At 69.9% G+C, this 21,114-nt stretch carries 17 protein-coding genes; 3 read left to right on the top strand and 14 right to left on the bottom strand.

Annotated elements, in window-relative coordinates; all coding sequences use genetic code 11:
- Positions 1-175: 175 nt before the first annotated feature.
- The 4 genes from ACIRHA_RS01545 to ACIRHA_RS01530 all read right to left on the bottom strand — a co-directional run bounded on the left by ACIRHA_RS01545 (position 176) and on the right by ACIRHA_RS01530 (position 4,373).
- Positions 176-1,666 carry an FUSC family protein gene (locus tag ACIRHA_RS01545; RefSeq protein WP_403842046.1) on the bottom strand — a complete coding sequence of 497 codons (1,491 nt, stop codon included), beginning with the start codon at positions 1,664-1,666 and terminating at the stop codon, positions 176-178.
- A gap of 192 nt (positions 1,667-1,858) precedes the next feature.
- Positions 1,859-2,674 carry an alpha/beta hydrolase gene (locus ACIRHA_RS01540; RefSeq protein ID WP_403838645.1) on the bottom strand — a complete coding sequence of 272 codons (816 nt, stop codon included), beginning with the start codon at positions 2,672-2,674 and terminating at the stop codon, positions 1,859-1,861.
- 19 nt (positions 2,675-2,693) lie between these two features.
- The gene (locus ACIRHA_RS01535) at positions 2,694-3,530 is read right to left on the bottom strand and encodes an alpha/beta fold hydrolase (protein ID WP_403838644.1); all 837 of its coding nucleotides are present in this window, start codon (positions 3,528-3,530) and stop codon (positions 2,694-2,696) included.
- An 18-nt stretch (positions 3,531-3,548) separates the two neighbouring features.
- The gene (locus ACIRHA_RS01530; protein ID WP_403838642.1) at positions 3,549-4,373 is read right to left on the bottom strand and encodes an alpha/beta fold hydrolase; all 825 of its coding nucleotides are present in this window, start codon (positions 4,371-4,373) and stop codon (positions 3,549-3,551) included.
- A gap of 349 nt (positions 4,374-4,722) precedes the next feature.
- On the opposite strand from ACIRHA_RS01530, the gene ACIRHA_RS01525 reads away from it, so the two are divergent.
- Positions 4,723-5,151, top strand: a complete 429-nt coding sequence (locus ACIRHA_RS01525) for a hypothetical protein (RefSeq protein WP_403838640.1) — start codon at positions 4,723-4,725, stop codon at positions 5,149-5,151.
- 172 nt (positions 5,152-5,323) lie between these two features.
- Positions 5,324-6,283: a phosphotriesterase gene (locus ACIRHA_RS01520; protein WP_403838638.1), complete on the top strand. Its 960-nt coding sequence runs from the start codon at positions 5,324-5,326 to the stop codon at positions 6,281-6,283.
- Here ACIRHA_RS01520 and ACIRHA_RS01515 read toward each other — a convergent pair.
- The 6 genes from ACIRHA_RS01515 to pulA all read right to left on the bottom strand — a co-directional run bounded on the left by ACIRHA_RS01515 (position 6,255) and on the right by pulA (position 15,276).
- On the bottom strand, positions 6,255-6,539 hold the full coding sequence (locus tag ACIRHA_RS01515; RefSeq protein ID WP_403838636.1) for a hypothetical protein: 285 nt from the start codon (positions 6,537-6,539) through the stop codon (positions 6,255-6,257). The two genes, ACIRHA_RS01520 and ACIRHA_RS01515, sit on opposite strands and share 29 nt — an antisense overlap.
- On the bottom strand, positions 6,536-7,270 hold the full coding sequence (locus ACIRHA_RS01510; protein WP_403838634.1) for an HNH endonuclease family protein: 735 nt from the start codon (positions 7,268-7,270) through the stop codon (positions 6,536-6,538). The genes ACIRHA_RS01515 and ACIRHA_RS01510 overlap by 4 nt, the downstream gene beginning before the upstream one ends.
- Positions 7,271-7,353: 83 nt before the next feature.
- Complete coding sequence (locus ACIRHA_RS01505; RefSeq protein ID WP_403838632.1) at positions 7,354-7,935, bottom strand: hydrolase; 582 nt, start codon at positions 7,933-7,935, stop codon at positions 7,354-7,356.
- Between the two features lie 51 nt (positions 7,936-7,986).
- The gene (locus ACIRHA_RS01500) at positions 7,987-9,393 is read right to left on the bottom strand and encodes an MFS transporter (RefSeq protein ID WP_403842043.1); all 1,407 of its coding nucleotides are present in this window, start codon (positions 9,391-9,393) and stop codon (positions 7,987-7,989) included.
- Between the two features lie 5 nt (positions 9,394-9,398).
- Positions 9,399-9,854, bottom strand: a complete 456-nt coding sequence (locus ACIRHA_RS01495) for a MarR family winged helix-turn-helix transcriptional regulator (protein ID WP_403838630.1) — start codon at positions 9,852-9,854, stop codon at positions 9,399-9,401.
- 91 nt (positions 9,855-9,945) lie between these two features.
- On the bottom strand, positions 9,946-15,276 hold the full coding sequence (gene pulA / locus ACIRHA_RS01490) for a pullulanase-type alpha-1,6-glucosidase (protein ID WP_403838628.1): 5,331 nt from the start codon (positions 15,274-15,276) through the stop codon (positions 9,946-9,948).
- 217 nt (positions 15,277-15,493) lie between these two features.
- On the opposite strand from pulA, the gene ACIRHA_RS01485 reads away from it, so the two are divergent.
- The gene (locus tag ACIRHA_RS01485; RefSeq protein ID WP_403838626.1) at positions 15,494-16,927 is read left to right on the top strand and encodes an alpha-amylase family protein; all 1,434 of its coding nucleotides are present in this window, start codon (positions 15,494-15,496) and stop codon (positions 16,925-16,927) included.
- A 30-nt stretch (positions 16,928-16,957) separates the two neighbouring features.
- On the opposite strand, the gene ACIRHA_RS01480 is transcribed toward ACIRHA_RS01485, so the two are convergent.
- From ACIRHA_RS01480 to ACIRHA_RS01465, 4 genes are all read right to left on the bottom strand, one after another.
- Positions 16,958-17,377: a hypothetical protein gene (locus tag ACIRHA_RS01480; protein WP_403838624.1), complete on the bottom strand. Its 420-nt coding sequence runs from the start codon at positions 17,375-17,377 to the stop codon at positions 16,958-16,960.
- Positions 17,378-17,446: 69 nt separating this feature from the next.
- A complete protein-coding gene (locus ACIRHA_RS01475) occupies positions 17,447-19,108 on the bottom strand; it encodes a glycoside hydrolase family 13 protein (RefSeq protein WP_403838622.1) in 1,662 nt (553 codons plus the stop codon).
- Positions 19,109-19,132: 24 nt separating this feature from the next.
- On the bottom strand, positions 19,133-20,056 hold the full coding sequence (locus tag ACIRHA_RS01470) for a sugar ABC transporter permease (RefSeq protein ID WP_403838620.1): 924 nt from the start codon (positions 20,054-20,056) through the stop codon (positions 19,133-19,135).
- Positions 20,057-20,075: 19 nt separating this feature from the next.
- Complete coding sequence (locus tag ACIRHA_RS01465; RefSeq protein ID WP_403838618.1) at positions 20,076-21,068, bottom strand: carbohydrate ABC transporter permease; 993 nt, start codon at positions 21,066-21,068, stop codon at positions 20,076-20,078.
- Between the last annotated feature and the right edge of the window lie 46 nt (positions 21,069-21,114).

The raw sequence follows: 21,114 nt of genomic DNA, 5'->3' as shown, positions 1-21,114 counted from the left end.
GGGGAGCGCAAGGAACCGCACCGGGGGCGCGCGATGCCGCGTGCGCGCCGCACCGGGGTGCCGCCTTGCCCACCCTGCCGCCCAAGGCGGGGCGGCACCATCAAGCCCGGGCGGCAAAATCAAGCCCCGCCGGCGATTGAGGCGCGGGGTCCGGGGCGGAGCCCCGTGGCGTGGGCTACGCGCCCCGGGCTCCGCGGAGGGGCACCGCCAATTCCACCAACGCGCGCTCGATCGCGTGCAGGTGGGACAGGACCGGATACCCGGCGTCAGCCACCTGCGGCGCCACCACGACAACCCGCTCCCCCGGCGCCCCCGCCGTAAGCGCCTCCACCGCCCCCTCCACCCGCTGACACGCGGCAGCGAGCCGCACATCGTGCGACGCCTCCGGATCCGCGGCGACGGACGCGAGCCCGCGCACCTCACGCGCACAGTCGTCGAGCAGCGCGAGTATCTGCCGGGCCCGCCCCTTACGCCCCTTCACGGGACTCAGCGGATGCACGAGCGGCGACAGCGAGAGACGTACCCGCCCGAGGATGTGCTCCAGCTCCGCGACCCGCGGCGCCGGATCGGCGTTCGCGTCGCCACCCAGCCGCGCCGCCGCCTCGGCGGTGCACGCGTGCACGCACCGCAGCGCCCGCTCGACCCACGACTCGGTGACGGAGTGCGTGGTCACGGGCAGCAGGAGCAGCACCGCGAGCACCGCGCCGAGCGAACCGACCGCCGTCTCCCCCACCCGGAGGGCCAGCAGCGCGGGGTCGAGCACGCCGAGGAGCCCGTACAGCATGCTGGCCATCACCGTGACCGCCAGCATCATCCACGTGTACGAGACGTGCGCGGTGTAGAAGATCCCGAAGACGCTGACCGCGACGATCACGGCGGCGGCCACCGCGTGGTCGTGCAGCGGGACGGCGACCAGGAAGCCGAGGACGATGCCGAGCACCGTCCCCAGGAACCGACGGAAGCCCCGCACCACCGTCTCCCCGCGCGACGTCGTCGCCACGAACACCCACCACGTGGCGCCCACGGCCCAGTACCACCGCTGGTCGGAGAGCAACTGCCCGATGCCGAGCGCGAATCCCGCCCCCACGGTCGCCTGCACGGCCTGCCTCGTCGTGATCCGCGCGAGCCCCGTGCCCCCGGTCGGCGCGGGCACGCCGACGGGCGCCGGGAGCCGCCGCTCGTAGCACCACACCCCGAACCGGACGACCGCCGCCGCACCGAGCGACAGCAGCACCGCGACGTACAGCTCGGGCAGTTGCCGCGGCACGGTGTGCAGGAACTGGGCGGCGAAGAAGGTCATGAACGCGAAGACGCCCAGCGAGTGCCCGCGCGGCCCCCACCGCCGCGCGTACACGCCCCCGCCGACCATGGCGAGGAAGGCGAGGTCGCGGGCGAGGGGGATGTCGTGCAGGGCGGCGGCGAGCGCGAGGACCGGCAGTCCGACGGCCGGCAGCAGCGCCGTCGTGACGGCCTGGCCGCGCACCGTCGCGTCGGTCACCGTGAACAGCGCGAGCAGCGCGGCGAGGCCGCCCGTGATCGCGCCCGTCAGCGACTGGCCGACCGCGCCGCACAGGGCGACGGCGAGCCCGATCCCCAGCACGGCCCGCGCCGCGAACCGCAGCCGTATCCGCCCCGGATCCGCCGCCACGAACGCCCTCTTCAGCAAAGTGCCCCGCCCCTTCGATCGGTCGACCTGCGCACACATGAGAAAGGCGCCGCGGAGATCCCTCGGGATCCGCAGCGCCATCGACGTGCTCATCTCAGCACCTGAGGGGCCGATGGTTCAAGAGAGGTCGAAATCACTGATCCATCGGCCCACCAGAAGCGTCGGTCGGCCAGCCACTACCGAGCCATCGGCTCACTCCACGGGGCGGGCGTGCGCCAGGGCCCACGACAGCGCGTGGTCCGCGACCTCCTCCCAGCCCGGCGAGGCCGTCATCAGGTGCGGCTGTCCCGGATACACCTCGACCTCGGTGACGGTGTTCGACTTGTAGTGCTTGGCATTGGACTGCTGGATCTTGGGCGGCATGAGGTGGTCCAGCTCGCCCGAGAGGAAGAGCAGCGCCGCGCGGTCGTCGTTGTGGTAGTCCACCCCGATGTCCTGGTGGCCGGGCTGGAAGTTGGCCAGCACGCTGTTCCACAGGATGCGGCCCGACGCGGGGACCGCGTAACGCTTGTAGAGCGCCCTGGACTCGTCTTCGGAGAAGGTGTTGGTGAACGCGTAGTGCCACTGCTCATGGGTGAGGCCGACGGCCTTGTGGTGGTTGGCGGGGTTCTTGAGGACGGGGAAGGTGGACTTCAGCTGGCTGAGCGGAGCCACCCGCACGCCTTCGGTGGGTGCGGAGTTGATGGCCACTCCGGCCGCGCCGAGGCCGTGGTCGAGCAGAACCTGGGTGAACGCCCCGCCTGCTGAGTGACCGATCAGGACGGGCGGCTTGTCGAGGCCGCGGACCACGTTCGCCAGGCTCTCGACGATCTGCGGGGCGGTGACCTCCTCGATCGGTGCCGAGTCGGCGTTCAGGGACTCGACCTCCGCCTCGAAACCGGGGTAGGCGGGCGCCAGCACCCGGTAGCCCTGCTTCTCGTACCGGTCGATCCAGTGTTCCCAGCTGCGGGGTGTGACCCAGAAGCCGTGGATCAGGACGATGGTGTCCGGTGGGCTCATCGATGTCATCGGTGTTCCTTCCCGTGCGTCAGCGGGTGGCGCGGTGGGCGGCCAGGATCTGGCGGACGACGACGTCGGGGTGCGACATCATCACGACGTGGGAGGCGCCCTTGACCTCGACCGTCGTGCTCCCGGCACGCTTGGCCATGAAGCGCTGTGCCGCGGCCGGGATGACGTTGTCCGCCGTGGGGATCACGTACCAGGACGGCAGGCTCTTCCAGGCCGGTGCACCGCTGGCGGTCGACAGTCCGTCCAGGCTTCCCGGGCGCTGGGTGGCCGCCATGAGCCGCGTCACGGAGGCAGGCAGATCACCGGCGAACACGTCGTGGAACTTCGCCTGGTCGATGTAGCCGTCGGTGCCCGTGCCTCCGTCGGGCAACGGGAACGGCCGGGTCACCAGCGCGTCCTGCAGTTTGCTGCCCGGGAACATGCCTGCCAATTGCAGGGCGTTCTCACCCTTGTCCGGCGCGAAGGCCCCGACGTACACCAGGGCCTTGACGTGGGGGTGGCCGCTCCCGGCGTTGGTGATGACCTCGCCTCCGTAGGAGTGGCCGACCAGGATGACGGGGCCGGTGAGGGTGTCCACGACGCTGGAGACGTAGGCCGAGTCGCCCGTGAGGTCGCGCAGCGGATTGGCGGGGGCGATGACCGGGAAGCCGGCCTTGAGCAGCCGCGCGATGACGTCGTTCCAGCCGGAGGCGTCGGCGAACACGCCGTGCACGAGCACGATGGTCGGTCTCTTGCCGCCGTCGGAGGAGGAGGAAGTGGAGGAGGCGGCCGAGGCGGGAGCGGCGGCGAGCGCGACCGCTCCCGCGGCGAGTAAGCCGCCGACGACGCGGCGGCGGGGCTGACCTTCGGGAATCATCTGATGGGCCCTTCCTGGTCAAGAGTTGAGGAAGTCCAGCAGGTCGGCGCAGAGCTGTTCCTTGTGCGTGTCCGTGATGCCGTGCGGAGCGCCCGGATAGACCTTCAGCGTCGCGTTCTTGATCCGGGCCGCCGACGCCTTTCCGCCCACCTCGAAGGGGACGACCTGGTCGTCGTCGCCGTGGATGACAAGGGTGGGCACGTCGAAGGCGTCCAGGTCGGCACGGAAGTCGGTGGCCGAGAAGGCCTCGATGCATTCGTAGGCGGCCCGGTGCCCGGCCTGCAGGCTCTGGAGCCAGAACGCGTCGCGGAGGCCCTGGGAGACATCCGCTCCCGGTCGGTTGTGCCCGAAGAACGGACCGTCGGCCAAGTCGCGGTACAGCTGGGAGCGGTCGGCGAGCGACCCGGCGCGGATCGCGTCGAACGCCTCGATCGGCACGCCACCGGGGTTGTCGTCGGCCCTGAGCATGAACGGCGGTACGGCGGAGACCAGCACGAGCTGCGCGATACGGGCAGTGCCGTGCCGGCCGATATAGCGGGCGACCTCGCCGCCTCCCGTGGAGAAACCGACGAGCGTCGCGTCGCGCAGGTCGAGCGTGTCGATCAGGGTGGCGAGGTCGTCGGCGTAGGTGTTCATCTCGTTGCCGTGCCAGGTCTGGGAGGAACGGCCGTGCCCACGGCGGTCGTGAGCGATGGCGCGGAAGCCGTTCGAGGCGAGGAACAGCTGCTGCGCCTCCCAGCTGTCGGAGTTCAGCGGCCAGCCGTGACTGAGCACGACCGGCCGGCCGGTGCCCCAGTCCTTGTAGAAGATCTGCGCCCCGTCGCTCGCGGCGATGTGTGGCATGGAACACTCCCGTCAGCAGGGTCTGTCCGGTCGCCGGGGCCGCAAGGATGCCCCCAGCCAGTCCCGCCCATCCTGCACAAATTCGACACAACTCATGCCCCTCTTCCAGAAGTTGCGCGCTCCACTCCGCTTCCTCCTGACGCGACGTCCCAACAGACCGCGATTGAGCCCGCGGTGCGCAACGTCTGTGAAGTGACGGTGAAGCGGGTTTCGGCTGCTCGGGACGGGCAACATGCCGCCCGTGACTCACCCCAGCGACGGCATTGGGAACAATGCCCCATACGGATCCAGCCCGAACAGGCCCCCATATAGGGGCCCCTATCCCCCACAAGGCGGAGACACCGCCCCCATGCACGGCGGCCCCGGCGCCCCGTACAACGGGCCTCCGCAGCCCGCCTACCGCCAGGACCCGGACGTCCCGTACGAGCCCGTCCCCCACACCGGTTACGGCCAGAACTCCGGATTCACCGCGTCCGGCCGCCCGGTGCGCAACCGCAGCGGCCGTGGCGCGGACCGTCTCGCCCTGATCGTGCACACGCTGGCCGACATCGCCGCGGTCTTCCTGGGCCTCTGGATCCTGCTGTACCTGCTCGACGCGAACCAGTCGAACGTGTTCGTCGAGTTCGTGCACGGTATGGCCGACTGGCTCTCCGGCTGGTCGCAGGACATCTTCACCATGGACACCGAGGGGCTGCGCGTCTTCTTCAACAACGCACTGCCCGCGGTGATCTATCTCGTGGTGGGCCACGGCGTCGCCGCCTGGATCCGCCGCCTCTGAGTCGCTCGTCGGCCTGGCTTCGGGGCGGCCCCCAACGCCCTGGAGACTCCGCCGACGGGCCTCTTTCGATCACACCCCGTCGCACACCTTGACGCCCGCGGGCACCCGGCGGGACGCTCGGCTCACCTTGAACCCGACGTCAACTCCGACGTCCGCATCGAGAGGCGCGCCGATGACGCAGGTCTGGACGGTCCGCGGTCCGGTCGACTCCGGCCAACTCGGGAACGTACTCGTCCACGAACACGTCGTCATCGTCGGCGAGGAGTTCCGGCAGAACTACGCGCGGTGGGACGAGCAGGCCGTCGTCGACGACGCCGTCGCCCAGCTGAACGAGCTCAAGGGGCTCGGCATCGACACGATCCTCGACCCGACGGTGCTCGGCCTCGGCCGGTACATCCCCCGCATCCAGAAGATCGCCGCGCGCACGGACCTCAACATCGTCCCCGCGACCGGCATCTACACGTACGACGATCTGCCGTTCCAGTTCCACTACAACGGCCCCGGCACCCTGTTCGGCGGGCCCGAGCCGCTCGTCGACCTCTTCGTGAAGGATCTCACCGAGGGCATCGCGGACACCGGTGTGCGCGCCGCGTTCCTCAAGTGCGCCATCGAGGAGCAGGGCCTCACCCCCGGCGTCGAGCGGGCCATGCGGGCGGTCGGCCGGGCGTCCGTGCACGCCGGGGCGCCGATCACCGTGCACACCCATGCCGCCTCGGAGTCGGGGCTCGTCGCGCAGCGCGTGCTCGCGGAGGAGGGTGTCGACCTCACACGTGTCGTCATCGGCCACTCCGGGGACAGCGCCGACCTCGACTATCTGACGCGGCTCGCCGACGCCGGTTCGTACCTCGGCATGGACCGGTTCGGGCTCGACACACCACTGACCACCGAGCAGCGCGTCGACACCATCGTCCAGCTCGCACGCCGCGGTTACACGGACCGGATCACGATCTCGCACGACGCCGCGTGCGTCATCGACTGGTTCGGTGACATCGACCGCGCCGAGGTCGCCCCGCACTGGAACTACCGGCACATCAGCGAGGACGTGCTGCCCGCGCTCGCCGACAAGGGTGTCTCCAAGGACGACATCGACACGATCCTGCGGGTCAATCCTCGGCGCTACCTGGAGGGCTGACCGCGCCTCCGCCGTGCTCGACGCGGCGCAGCACCTCGGCGTGCAGGGCGGCAAGTCCCGCGGGCGGCAGCGGGGCCGGACTCCCGGTGAGGGTGTACCACTCGTCGGCGCCGGTGTACTGGACGGCGATCCGGGCCCGCTCCCCGGACTCCCCGATCGTGGCGACCGTGAGGTCCCCGGTGACCACGCCGACCTCGTCGGTCATGGCGCCGCCGGGGCCCGCCTTCACGTCGTCCTGAAGCCGTTCCTCACTCATGCCGAACACGTCCCCAGCATCGTCGTCAGCTCCTTCTTCTCGGCGTCGGTGACGGTCAGTTCGTACGTCGACTTCACCGACACCCAGGAGCGGGCGTACGTGCACCAGTAGTCCTTGGCCTCCGGCTGCCACTCGTCGGGGCCCTGGTCCCCCTTGGAGCGGTTCGAGTGGGCGGACACCGACAGGAGTTGGGGGTGCTTCAGGTCGTTGGCGAACGTCTTGCGCTGCTCCTGCGACCACTGGTCGGCGCCGGAGCGCCAGGCGTTGGCGAGCGGCACGGTGTGGTCGATGTCGAGGTCCCCGGAGTCCGTGAACTTCTCGCCGTCGTACACGCTGACCCAGTTCCCGGAGACCGCCCGGCACTCCTCGTCCGTCTTCACGTCCTTGCCGTCGCGCTTGAGGACCGCTTCACGGGTCGTGCAGCTGTCGCCCTGCTCCGCCCAGTGCGGGAACTTCTCGCGGCTGTAGCCGGACATGGAACCGTGGGGCGCCACCTTCAGTTCGGCCAGCTCGCCGCGGGCGTCGTCCGCGCTCGGCACGCCGGGGAGGGTGCCCTCCTGCGCGGGGGCGCTGGTGCTCGCGCCCGCCGAGGTGGAGGGTTCGGCGCCCTGCGCCGGGTCCTCGGACCCACCGCCCATACCCTGACACCCCGCGAGCAACAGCACCGTGAGCGCGGCCGGCGCCGCCGCCCGCCCCAGCCGCCCGAACCGCGTACGTTCCTGAAACCCCATGCCCCGCAACTACCTTCCGTCGGCCGCTTCGAACACTCGAAGCGTACGGTGCGGCCGACGGGGCGTCAGGGACCGGGCGCGGCTCAGTGAGTCGGGGCCAGCAGCTTCAGCACCTCGTCCGTCGTGCCGGTCTCGCCGAGCCGCGGGAAGATCCGCTCGACGCTGCCGCGGTGTCCCTCTGGGTCGACGTCGGTCATGGCGTCGGTGGCGAGGGTGACGTGGTAGCCGTGCTCGTGGGCGGCGCGGGCCGTGGACTCGACGCCGATGCTGGTGGCGACGCCGGTCAGGACGACCTGGGTGACGCCACGACGGCGCAGTTGAAGGTCGAGGTCGGTGCCGTAGAACGCCGACCAGTTCCGCTTGGTCACGGTGATGTCCTCGGGGTGCCCGGCGAGCGCGTCGGTGATCTCGTCCCAGCCCTCGGGCATGGCACGGCCACCGCTCGGCGTCTCGGTGCGGCCGGGCGTCGCGTCGGAGCCGTCGGCGGCGAAGGTGACCCGGACGAGGACGACCGGGAGGCCGGCGGCGCGGAAGGCGTCGGCGAGGCGAGCGCTGCGGTCGACGACGTCGGACACCGTGTGCGGGGCGCCGGACACGCCCATGAGGCCCTTCTGGAGGTCGACGACGACGAGGGCGGATGTGGGGTCGATGGTGCTGACAGACACGTGAACTTCCTTACAGGGGTGTGGAGTTGCGATAGAGAGGAGATACGGGAGTCAGTCCCGGCCGATCCGGCGCAGCGCCCGGTCGGCAACAGTCACCAGGAGCAGCAGCACGGAGACGACGACCAGCATCCAGGCCAGCTCGTGCAGCCCTGCCGTGTTGGCGCCGCCCTTGAAGAACGCGGCGTTCGCGGCGGAGGCGAGCAGCGCGCCGAGGTAGCTGAACGTGCGGAGCAGTCCGGCGGACGCGCCCGTGCGCTCCGGATCGGCCTGGGCGTAGAGGGCGTTCTGGTTGGCGAGGCCGACGAGCCCCTGCGGGATGCCGAAGACCGCGCCGATGACAACGAGCAGCCAGATCGGGCTGTCGGAGTTCAGGCCCAACAGGGCGACCACCCCGACGAGTTGGGCGACGCCGCCGACGAACAGCTTGCCCCGCACCTGCGGGTGGCGCCCGGTGAGGACGGTGACACCGATGGCCATCAGGGACATCGGGAGCAGCAGCAGACCGGCCTGCTCGGGGCCGAGGCCGCGGCCGTCCTGGAGCCACTGGCTGTAGCCGTACAGGAACGCGTACGACGTGGTGTATGCGAGGAGTTGACGCGCGTACGTGGCGAGCAGCGGAGTGTTGCCGCTCAGTACGCGCAGGTCGATGAAGGGATCGGCGGAGGCCAGTTCCCGGCGAGCGAAGACCGCGCCCGCGACAGCGCCGATCACCGGCAGGTACCAGTGCGCGGTCCCCGGCGACGTGAGGAACAGCATGAACGCGGTGAGCGACCCGGCGAAAAGCAGCATGCCGGGCACGTCCGCCGAGGTGGTGGCGTCGGCCTCGCGGCCCGCCCTGACCGACTTCGGCAGCCGCAGCGCGCCGAGCGCGAGACAGGCGAGCGACAGCGGCACGTTGATCGCGAAGATGAGGTGCCAGCCGCCGAGGCCGATCAGCACGCCGCCGAGGGTCGGGCCGATGACGGCGATGACCTGGTTGGACACGGAGAGCGCGGCGAGGATGCCGCTGGGGCTCTTCATGCCGGTGCGCTCGGACTCGGTGCGCAGCAGATACATGGAGGCCGGGTACGCGGCGGAGGTGCCGAAGCCCAGGAGCACCCGGGAGACGATCAGCAGCCAGAAGCTCGGGGCGAGCACGCCGAGCAGGCCCGCGACGCCGACGAGGGCGGTGCCGAGCAGATAGAGCCTGCGCGGCCCGAACGCGTCGACGAGCCGGCCGATCACCGGCTGCCCGACGGCCGTGGCGAGATACAGGGCGGAGACGAGCCAGGCGGTCTGGGACGGCGGGACGCCGAAGGCGTGGCCGATCGGAACGAGCGCGACCGCGAGCATCGACGAGTTGATCGGGTTCAGGATCGACCCGAGGATCATCGGCGCGACGAGGCGCCGGTCGAACCCGCCGGCCGCGCCGCGCCCCCGCAGGCCCCGCCCGCGGATGCCCCGGACGCGCTCGGCTATGCCGCTCACGCCTGCGTCACCTCGTCGAGCAGCGCCATCGCCGTGATCACGGCGCGCAACTGCTCCGCGCTGCCGCGCTCGGCGAGCTGCCCGGCGAGCCATGCCTGCCGGGCCCGGCGCACACCCTGACGGCGCTCACGCCCCGCGTCGGTGAGCGCGACCACGCGGCGGCGCCCGTCCTCGGGGTCCGGGCGGCGCTCGACGAGGCCGCGCTCCTCAAGGGCGATGACGTGCTTGGCCATGGACTGCGGCCGGACGTACTCGATGGCCGCCAGTTCGCTGGCGGTCGAGGGCCCGTACTTGTCGAGCCGCGAGAGCACGGAAGCCTGTGCGGGCGAGAGCTCGCCCTCCGGGTCCACGTCGAGCGCCATCAGCTTGCGGCGGAGCCGACCGATGATCACCCACACCTCGTCGGTGGCCCGGGCCGCGAGCTCCTCGACCGCTGCACTGTCGTCGTTCATACCTCCACGGTAGATCGACAGCCCGGACTGTGCAACCTGGGCTGCACAGTCCGGGCTGTCGATCCCTTTGAGCGCCTCGGGGCCGGCCCGCTCACCCCCGCCGGAACACCGCGACCGTGCGTCCCGGCACCGTGAACGTCCCGGTGCCCGTCGTGTACGACGCCGATTTCACCGCGTCGTCCGCGCCGCCGGCCTGCACCGGATGCAGCCGGTAATCCGCCCCGGCGGCCCCGTCGAGCGTCTGCTTCTGCCGCTCCGGTGTCGCGTTGAACACGATCACGAGGTCGCCGAGCCGCATCGTGATGACGCCCGGCGTCTCGTCCTTGCCGGAGAGCGGAAAGGAGAGCGCCTTCTGCACCTCGGTCGCCGTGGACAGCCGGAAGGCCGGATCGGTGGTGCGGATCTTCAGCAGGTCCTGGTATGCGGCGGACGTCCCTTCGATCTCCGCACAGCCCGGCATCTTCACCGACGCCAACAGGGGCTTCGCATAAGGCCACTTGGCTTTGTTGTCGGCGGCCATCGGCAGGCCGCGGCCGAAGCCGTTGCCCGCCCGGCAGTCCCAGTGGATCGCGTTGAACCAGTCGCCGCTGTCGAACGAGTTGCGGTCGAGGGACTTCGAGCGCAGCAGGTCGGTGCCCGCCTGCGAGAGCGCCGGACCCTGGGAGAGGGCGGCCGTCGCCATCGCGAGGACCTGCATCCGGGAGCGGTCCGCCCCGGTCGTCGACGCGGGCAGCTTGTACGTCAACGTGTCGTACAGGGACTCGTTGTCGTGCGCGTCGGCGTAGGCGAGGGCGTCGCCCGGGGCGTCCGCGTAGCCGGCGGGCGCGCCGTTGTAGTCGACGTCGGAGCCCTTGACCCGCTGCCCCGCCGTGTCGGTGAACTCGTAGGCGGCCAGGTTCCCCGACAGCCCCACCTTGATGAGGTCCTGGTAGTGCAGCAGGCGGGCCTTCTGCTCGGCCGATGTGCCGTTCGCCTTCGAGGAGTTGGGGTCGGTGTAGAGGCCGGACGCGAAGCCCTGCACACCCGGGTCCTCGTCGAACGGCGAGCCGCCGCGCACCGCGTCCCGTGCCCGGTCGGAGAACGTGGCGATGCCCGTGCCCGCCATGTTCTTCTGCGTGGCCTGGACGAAGCGGGCGTCGTCGGCGATCTCGCCGAAGTTCCAGCCCTCCCCGTAGAGGATGATCTTCTTGCCGTCGACGCCGTCCTTCTCAAGGGTCAGGGCGTCGAGGGCCTTGCGCACCGCGAGGATGTTGGCCTTCGGGTGGTGTCCCATCAGGTCGAAGCGGAAGCCGTCGACCTTGTACTCGCGCGCCCAGGTCACGATCGAGTCGACGACCAGCTTGCCCATCATCGTGTTCTCGGGCGCTGTGTTGGAGCAGCAGGTGGAGTTCGCCACCGAGCCGTCGGCCATGAGCCGCTGGTAGTAGCCGGGCACGATCCGGTCCAGGACCGATGTCTTGTCCTGGCCGGCGGACGCCGTGTGGTTGTAGACGACGTCCATGACGACCCGCAGGCCGTCCTCGTTCAGGGACTTGACCATGTCGCGGAACTCGACGGTGCGCTCCGTGCCGTCCGGGTCGCTCGCGTACGAGCCCTCGGGGACCGTGTAGTGGTACGGGTCGTAGCCCCAGTTGTAGGCGTCCTTGCCGGCCGCCTTGCCGACACACTCCTGCTGCTTGTCGCTGTCGGCTGCCGATGACTTCAAGTCGCAGTCGGGCGTGGCCTGTTCGGACTTCTTCTCGGGGATCGTCGCGATGTCGAAGGCCGGCAGCAGGTGCACGTACGAGGTGCCGGACTTCGCGAGCACGCGCAGGTGCTTCGAGCCGTCGGTGCTCCTGTCGGTGAAGGCGCGGTACGTGCCGCGGTCCTTCGCCGGTGTCGTCTCGTCCTCGACCGAGAAGTCCCGGACGTGGAGTTCCTGGATCTGCGCGTCCTTCATGGGTACGGACTTGGGCTTGACCAGGCCCGACCAGCCCTTCGGGGCAAGGGACTTGTCACCGAGGTCGACGACGAGGCTGTGCTCCGAGTTCGCGGTGAGTGCCACGGAGTACGGGTCGGTGACCTTGTTCGTGACGAGTCTCTGGACGCTGGGCGCCCACACCCGCACGGCGTATCGGTACTCCTTGCCGCGCCACGCGGCCGCGGACCCGGTCGCCGACCAGGCGCCGCTCGCGCCGTCGCGGCGCATGGACACGGTCTTGCCGGCGAGTTCGAGGGACACCTCACGGGCGGTGGGTGCCCACACCGACAGTGTCACCTTGCCGTTCTTGAACACCGGGCCGAGTGACACCTTCTGGGCCGCGTCCGCGTACGTGGCGTCGAGGACACCCGCCGTCTGCACGCCGGTCGCCGCCAGCAGCGCCCCGTTCGCCGCCCGTTGCGTGGCGATGAGCTGGCCGCGCAGCGCGTCACGCACCCGGTCGCGGTCACGCGGGTCGACGGTGAACGCCGGGTAGTCCTTGAGGTGCGGGTACTTGGCCTTCTGGGCGTCACTGAGGCTGCCTGGCTTCAGGCGCAGCCAGTGCCCCTCGTCGCTCAACGCGCCGTCCTTCACGGTGACACCTCCCTCCGGCGCGTACACCAGCTGCTGGCTGGTGGCGGCGGTGGCCTTCACCTTCCAGACGACGGTGTCGGCGTCGATCCACTGCGCCTCGGCCTTCGAGAGATCGAGGTCCGCTCCCGAACCGGCGGACGGCAGGAGGTAGTTGGTGTCTCCCGAGTTGAGCCATGCCTCCTTGCCGTATGTGGCGAAGTCGAGCGAGCGGTCGGTGGCGATGTCCTTCTCGTCACCCTTGTGAAGGATGTAGCTCAGAGAGGTCGCACCGTCGGCGAGCGGCACCTCGAAGGTCACGCCGTACGCGTCCTTGCCGGTGGGTCGCAGCGGCTTCGACCAGTCGGTCGGGCTCGCGGCGCCGGTCCAGGTGTGCAGGCCCCAGCCGTCGTAGTCGCCGTCGGGGCGGTGCACGTGGATGACGGCCTTCTTCGCGTCCTGCGGCGGGTAGGCACCTTCGGGCCTGGTCGCGGACTGCTCGTCCTTGCCCTGCTCGACCCAGACCTCGCCGGTCTTCCCGAGGTCGACGGTGCGCCGCGGCCCGTCGGCCGTGCCGGACTTGTCGATCGTGTAAGCCACCGAGCCCGCGCCGTCCGGGACCTTGACCCAGGCGAACGCGCCGTAGGCGTCCCGGCCCACGAACTCGGCGGAGGTGTCACCGGACGTGAGCCGCCAGCCGTCGTAGTCGCCGTCGGCACGCTTGTAGTGGACGACCGCGTAGTCGCGGTCCACGGCCGTGGGCTTCTCGGGCGCGGGCGCCTGCCCCGCCGTCGTGTCGGCGAGGGCGCTCGCGGTGCGTCCGGAGCGGTCCACCACAACTGCCTTGTACCGCAGGGCGGTTCCGGTGGCCACATCTTCCGGGACATGTTGCGTGATCTTGTACGGTGCGTGGTCGACGGAGCCGAGTGTGCGCCACTTGCCGTCGCCCACCTGCGCCGCGAAGACGACGCGGGCCGAGGCCGTGGCGCCGGGGTCGGCGGAGAGGGTGACCGTGCCGGTGGCCCCGGCGGCGGGCGCCCTCAGGGACAGTGTGGGCTTCGCGGCCGGCGCGGGGAGCCTGCCATCGGCGCGCAGGACGAGCGAGGACAGGGCGGGCACGGTGACCTTCACACGGCCGTCAGATGCCTTGAGCGCGCCCGAACCCCCGTACAGCGTCCGGAACTTCACGGACTCGACGGGCAGCTCCACCGTCTTCGCCGCGCTCGCGTTGTTCACGGCGACGACGTACTCGCGGTCGTCGTCGCCGGTGCGCGAGAAGGCGTACACGGAGTCCTTCGCGTACAGCTCCTGCTGCCTTCCGTCGGCGAGCGCCGGGTTGTCCTTGCGGAGCTTCGACAGCGCGGCGATGGACGTGAACAGCGGGTGCTTCGTGTCGTACGCGGCGTCGGCGTGCGTGCGGTCCGTGCCGAGCTGGTCGTCGTCGAGGTAGTCGGCGACCTTCGAGCCGAACATCGTCTGCCGGGCGTCCTTGTCGCCGCCCGCGCCGGTGAAGCCCTGCTCGTCGCCGTAGTAGACGACGGGGTTGCCGCGCGAGAGGAACATCAACTCGTTGGCGAGCCGGTCGCGTTGGACGAGTTCCGCGTCGGACGCCTTCGGGTTGTCGGCCTTCAGGAAGGTGCCGAAGCGGCCCATGTCGTGGTTGCCGAGGAACGTGACCTGCTCGTACGCGTTCGCCTTGTCGGTGGCGTACTTGTAGTCGTCGGCGAAGACCTTGGCGAGCTTGTCGGCGCTCGCGCCCTGCGAGGCGTAGGCGCGGGCCGCGTCCTGGAACGGGAAGTCGAGCGTGGCGTCGAGGCGGCCCTGGGTGACGTACGGGGACGTCACGTCGGTGTCGGCCGAGTAGACCTCGCCGAACATGAAGAAGTCCTTGCGGCCGTGCGCGGCGGCGTACTTGTCGAGCGCCGTGGCCCACTGCGTCCAGAAGTCCATGTTCACGTGTTTGGTGGTGTCGATGCGGAAGCCGTCGACGGCGAAGTCACGCACCCACTTCTCATAGATCTTCTCCATGCCGGAGACGACCTCGGGGCGTTCGGTCCACAGGTCGTCGAGGCCGGAGAAGTCGCCGTAGGTCGTGGACTCGCCCTCCCAGGTGGAGTCGCCCCGGTTGTGGTACATCGTCGGGTCGTTCAGCCACGACGGCGTCATCTCGCCCGTGTTCTTCGGCGTGTACGGGAAGGAGTCGGTGTCGACCTTGGCCCTCACACCCTTGCTGTCGTCGAAGGGGCGGCCCTCGGTGTCGAGGTACGGGTAGGCACCCTTGGAGCGGTAGCCGTACTTCTTCTCGGCGTAGTCGACCGTGTCGGCGGTGTGGTTGGTGATGACGTCGAAGAAGACCTTCATGCCCTTGCCGTGGGCCGTGGAGATCAGCTTCTTGAGGTCGGCATTGCTGCCGAAGTGCGGGTCGACCTGCGTGAAGTCGGTGATCCAGTAGCCGTGGTAGCCGGCCGAGGCGTCCTTGCCCTCGCCCTGCACGGGCTTGTTCTTGAAGATCGGGGCCAGCCAAATGGCCGTCGTCCCGAGGTCCTTGATGTAGTCGAGCCGGTTCGTCAGGCCCTTGAGGTCGCCGCCCTGGTAGAAGCCCTTGTCCGTCGGGTCGTAGCCGGTCGCGAGGCGTGAACCGGTGAGCCCGCCGTTGTCGTTGCCGGTGTCACCGTTCGCGAAGCGGTCCGGGAGCACGAAGTAGTACTGCTCGCGGGTGAGGTCGTGGCGGTCCTGCTCGGCCGCGAGTTTCACGTCGGAGGGCGGCGGGGGCGGCGCGGCGGCGCGGGCCGCCAGGGGCGGGGCGAGCGTGCCGAAGAGAGCAGCGAGCGCGGCTGCCGCGGTGTACGCGGCGGCGCGTCTGTGCGGTACGCGAATCGGACTGCGGCTCACGTCGGGAACTCCTCGCGGGATGCGGTGTGTTGGGGCGGACCGGCCGCGCGCGTGGGGAGGTCGGGCCGGTCCGCCGCGTGACGGTAACGCCTGCCGGAACGCGCCTGCAAGAGTTGCGAAAGATGTAGCAAGAATTTTCAACTGCCCATTGACGGGGCGTACTCGTCTGCCCCACGCTCACGACGCGCCACCAGAACCCCACATTCAGGAGCCGCACATGCAGCACGGCACATCCCTCACCCCCAGAAGCCCTCGTCGGCGCCGCCGCGCCGCCACCGCGATGGCGCTCGGCGCCCTCACCCTCGGCGGCATGGCCTCCCTGCCCTCCCCGACGGCGCAAGCCGCCGACACCGGCACACCCAACGGCGATGTCATCGCCAACCTGTGGCAGTGGAACTGGGCCTCGGTCGCCAAGGAGTGCACCGACACCCTCGACCCGGCGGGCTACGGCGCCGTCCAGGTCGCCCCTCCCGAGGAGTCCCTCAAGCAGGCCGACTTCTACTGGTGGGACGTCTACCAGCCGTACTCGTACAAGCTCGACAGCCGCTTCGGCGACGAGAGCGCCTTCAAGGACATGGTCGACACCTGCCATGGCGCCGGCATCGAGGTGTACACGGACGCCGTCATCAACCACACGGCGGCGCAGACCGGCACCGGCTACGCGGGCACCACCATGTCCAACAAGTACGACACCACGGACTACGACCCGGCCGACAGCGACAACTGCACCAAGACCATCGCCAACTGGTCGGACCAGCAAGAGGTCCAGAACTGCGAGCTGCTCGGCATGCCCGACCTCGACACCGCGGAGTCGGGCGTCCGCGAGAAGATCACGGGCTTCCTCAACAAGCAGATCGACCTGGGCGTCGACGGCTTCCGTGTCGACGCCGCCAAGCACATCCCCACGGCGGACATGAACGCGATCGTGGGCGCCCTGCACAAGACGGCCTCAAGCGACGCCCCCTACATCACACAGGAGGTCTATCCGGGCAACCCGCCGGCGCTCGGCGACTACTACGCCAACGGTGACGTCCTCGACTTTGGCTACGCCGCCACCATGAAGTCGCAGTTCGGCGGCGGCGACATCGCCAACCTCGAATCACTGGGCGGCAGTTCGGGCCTCGCCGACGAGGCGAACTCCAACACGTTCGTCACCAACCACGACACCGAACGCAACGGCTACACCCTCAGCTACAAGGACGGCGCGACCGCCACCCTCGCCAACGTCTTCCAGCTGGCGCGCGGCTACGGGCGGCCCTCGGTCTACGCCGCCTGGAAGTTCGACCAGAGCGACGCGGCGCCGCCGAACAACGGCAGCGGCGCGGTCACCGACACCGACTGCTCGGGCGCCTGGTCCTGCCTGGACCGGGACAAGGCGGTCACCGGGATGGTGGGCTGGCACAACGCGGCGGCCGGCAAGGCTGTGACGGACTGGCAGTCACCCGCCTCGAACGTGATCGGCTTCGGGCGCGGCGACGTCGGCTTCGTCGCGATCAACAACACGTCGTCCGACAGCACACACACGTACACGACGAGCCTGGCGGACGGCACGTACGACAACGTCGTCGGCGAGGGCTCGGTGACCGTCACCGGCGGCAAGGCGGAGCTCACGGTGCCCGCGAAGGGGGCGGTGGCCTTCCACACCGCGTAGGGCCTGACCCGAACGACAGGCCCTGGGCACTCAGCTTGGGTCGCGGGCGCGGCGCATCGCCCACATCACGTAGGCGGTCGCGCCCGCGACGGCGAGCGCGGCGCCGTAGCCGAACACCATCGCGCTCTCGGGTGGTGCCTCGTCGACGTGTGCCGAACCGGAGGCGGAGACCCAGACGCGCAGCGGGCCCAGTCGCTGCCCCTCCTCCAGCGCTTCGTCGTAGTACCCCTTCTCCCCGAGGCCGTGCACGATTCCGTGCACGGCCTCGCCCTGCGGTGACTTCCAGGTGAACGTCTCGCTGGTGTTCGACTCGCCGACCTGGTTCGCCGTCGACCAGTACCCGTCCACGTACGCACGTGTCGCCATCAACCCGTGCCTCAGTGGCAGTGCGAACGCGACGAGCACCAGCCCCCACACCACGACCCGCACGGCCCTCCCCGGTGACCTCACATCCGGGAGCCTATGCCGCAGGGGCGGCACCCGACCGGGTGCCGCCCCTTTCTGGTGCCGTGCCCGAGGTCAGGCGGTCTCCCACCACACCGTCGTGTCGGCGGGCAGGTCGAGGCTTCCGTCCGCCACCGTCACCGGCGCCGAGGCGAGCAGCACCGTGCCGGGCGCCGGGATGTGCACCGCCGTGCCCGTCGTGTTGACCGTGCAGGCGAAGCCGGGGCGCTCGAAGTGGAGCACACCCTCCGGGGCGTCGCCGTGCCATTTCACACCGTCGCCGGCGCCGAGACCCGGCGTGGTGCGGCGCAGCGCGAGCGCCGAGCGGTACATCTCCAGGGTCGATTCCGGGTCGCCGGTCTGCGCCTCGACGCTCAACTCGCCCCAGGTGTCGGGCTGCGGGAGCCAGCTGCCGCCGTCGCCGAAGCCGTACGAGGATCCCGTGCGGGTCCACGGGATCGGCACCCGGCAGCCGTCGCGGAAACCGTCCTGGCCCTCGGCGCGGAAGTACGAGGGGTCCTGGCGGACCTCGTCGGGGAGGTCGGTGACGTCCGGGAGCCCCAGCTCCTCGCCCTGGTAGATGTACGCCGAGCCGGGCAGGGCGAGCATCAGCAGGGTGGCGGCGCGGGCGCGGCGCAGGCCGAGCGCGCGGTCGCCGGGGGTGCGGATCTGGGTGCCGCCGGGCGGGTTCGCGTAGCGGGTGGCGTGCCGGGTGACGTCGTGGTTGGAGAGGACCCAGGTCGCCGGGGCGCCGACCGGGCGCATCGCGTCGAGCGAGCCGTCGATGATCCCGCGCAGCCCTTCGGCATCCCAAGGGGCGCCCAGGTACTGGAAGTTGAAGGCCTGGTGCAGCTCGTCGGGGCGCACGTAGTTCGCCGTGCGCTCGACGGTCGGCGTCCAGGCTTCGGCCACGAAGATGCGATCGCTGTCGTACTCGTCGAGGATCGTGCGCCACGAGCGGTAGATCTCGTGGACGCCGTCCTGGTCGAAGAACGGCATGACGTCGTTGCCGAGGAGCTTCAGCTGCTCGCCGCCGCCGAGGTCCGGCAGGCCCTCCGCCTTGACGAGGCCGTGGGCGACGTCGACGCGGAAGCCGTCGACGCCCATGTCGAGCCAGAAGCGCAGGATGGAGCGGAACTCGTCGGCGACCGCCGGGTGTTCCCAGTTGAGGTCGGGCTGCTCGGGGGCGAAGAGGTGCAGGTACCACTCGCCGTCGGGGAGCCGGGTCCAGGCGGGACCGCCGAAGATGGACTCCCAGTCGTTGGGCGGGAGTTCACCGCCGGCGCCCTTGCCGGGGCGGAAGTGGTAGCGGTCGCGCAGCGGCGATCCGGGGCCGTCCGCGACCGCGCGCTTGAACCACTCGTGCTGGTCCGAGGAGTGGTTGGGCACCAGGTCGACGATGATGCGCAGGTCCAGGGCGTGCGCGTCGCGGATCACCGCGTCGGCGTCGAGCAGCGTGCCGTACATCGGGTCGACGGCCCGGTAGTCGGCGACGTCGTAGCCGCCGTCGGCCTGCGGCGAGGCGTAGAACGGGGACAGCCACACCGCGTCCACGCCCAACTCACGTAGATGCGGCAGGCGTCGGCGGATGCCTTCGAGGTCACCGGTGCCATCGCCGTCGCTGTCCGCGAAGCTGCGCGGATAGACCTGGTAGATGACCGCGTCCCGCCACCAGTCGGAGGTCTCTCGGGTCGTGGTGGCGGCCGCCACCGGCTGGTCCGTGGAGTGCTGGCTCATGATGTCCTTGCTGCGTAGCCGGGTTCAGCCCTTGGTTCCGCCGGCGGTCAGGCCGGTGACCAGGTGCTTCTGGACAAGGTAGAAGAAAGCGGTCACCGGGATGGCGATCAACACCGCGGTCGCGGCCATCAGGTTCCACTGCGCGTCGTGTTCGCTGACGAAGCTCGACAGGCCGATCGCGAAGGTGTACTTGGTGTCACTGAGCAAGAAGGTGTTGGCGAAGGCGACCTCGGCGAACGCCGTGATGAAGGCGTAGAACGCGGCGACCGCGATGCCCGGCTTCGCGAGCGGCAGGATGAGCCGCCAGAAGGTGCCGAACGGGCTGAGCCCGTCGATCCGGCCCGCCTCGTCGATCTCGCCGGGGATGGTGTCGAAGTAGCCCTTCAGCAGCCAGGTGCAGTACGGCACGATCGTCGTGCAGTTGATGAGGATGAGGCCCTGGTAGGTGTCGATCAGGCCGAGTTCCGAGAAGATCTCGTAGATCGGCACGATCAGCACGGCGATCGGGAAGGCCTGCGTGAGCAGCAGCACCCACATCAGCGTGCGGTAGCCGGGAAAGCGCATCCGGGAGACGGCGTAGCCGGTCGTCGCCGCGAACAGCACGCCGACGAGCGTGGTGCCGAGCGCCACGATCAGCGTCGACGCGGCCCAGTAGAAGAACTGGGTGTGCTCCAGGACGTCACCGTAGTTGTCGAGGGTCGCCTTGCTGAGGATGTTGCCCGGGTGCAGATAGTCGTCCTTGTCGGGCCCAAGGGACAGATACACCAGCCAGACGACGGGGAACAGCGCGATGAGGCTCGCCACGGCGAGGATGCCGTGCGTGAGGACCTTCGCGAGCGGGCTGCGCTCGCCGCGCCTGCGTACGCGTGGGGTCTTCCCGGGAGCGGCCTCGGTACCGGAGCGTTGCGCGGGGACCCGCGACGCGGAGCTGGTGGTGGTAGTGCTCATGATGGTGGCTCCTGCTGCGTCAGACGGCGAGCTGCTCATTGCGCTTCAACCAGCGGTAGTAGAAGGACGTGAACACGGTGAGGATCGACAGGAGCAGCACGCCGTACGCGGCGGACTGCGCGAAGTCGCGCGGCTGTTGCCCGAAGCCGAGGCGGTAGGCCCAGGTGACGAGAATCTGCGCGTCCGGTGCCGTGTTGCCGAACAGCAGGAAGATGATCGCGAACTGGTTGAACGTCCAGATGATCCCGAGCAGGACGACGGTCGAGCCGACCGGCCTGAGGCCCGGCAGCGTGATGTGCCGGAAGCGCTGCCAGGCGGTCGCGCCGTCCATCTCGGCGGCCTCGTACAGCGACCCGTCGATGGACTGGAGCCCGCCGAGCAGCGAGATCATCATGAACGGCACACCGCACCACGTGTTGACGAGGATCGCGGCGATCCGCTGGAAGGTCGGGTCCTCCAGCCAGCTCGGCTGCGGCAGATGCAGCGATCCGAGGGCCACGTTGATGATCCCGGAGTCGGCGAGCATGATGCGCCACGCGAAGACGGTGACGAAGGTCGGGACCGCCCAAGGGAGGATCAGCAGCAGCCGGTAGAAGGTGCGTCCGCGCAGCTTCTCGTTGAGGAGCAGCGCGAGGCCGAGCCCGATGCAGTAGTGCAGGGCGACGCAGATCGCCGTCCACGCGATGGTCCACACGAAGTGCGACCAGAAGCGGTCGTAGGAGGAGGGCCCCCACAGGATGTCGGCGTAGTTGTCGAGGCCGACGAACTCGTAGGTGGCCTCGATCTGGTTGACGCCGATGGTGCGGGCCGAGTTGAGGCTGTTGGCGTTCGTGAGCGTCAGGTAGAAGCCGCGTACCAGCGGGTAGACCACGAGGACGCCGAGGACGACGACGACCGGGGCGATCATCGCGTACGCGTACCAGTACCTGCGGTACGAGTCCTTGAAGCGCCGGATCGGGCCTGGGCGCGGCGCGGGCTTCTTCGCGGCCGGGCGGTCGACGGCAAGGGTCATGCGGGCACCTTCTGAATCGGGCTGCCTGATGTCGGTCTGCGGCAGG

The organism is Streptomyces sp. NPDC102360, from assembly GCF_044766085.1.
Classification (GTDB): Bacteria; Actinomycetota; Actinomycetes; order Streptomycetales; family Streptomycetaceae; genus Streptomyces.
Note: the sequence above shows the minus strand (reverse complement) of the source record. Positions and strands in the feature narration are given on the sequence as shown.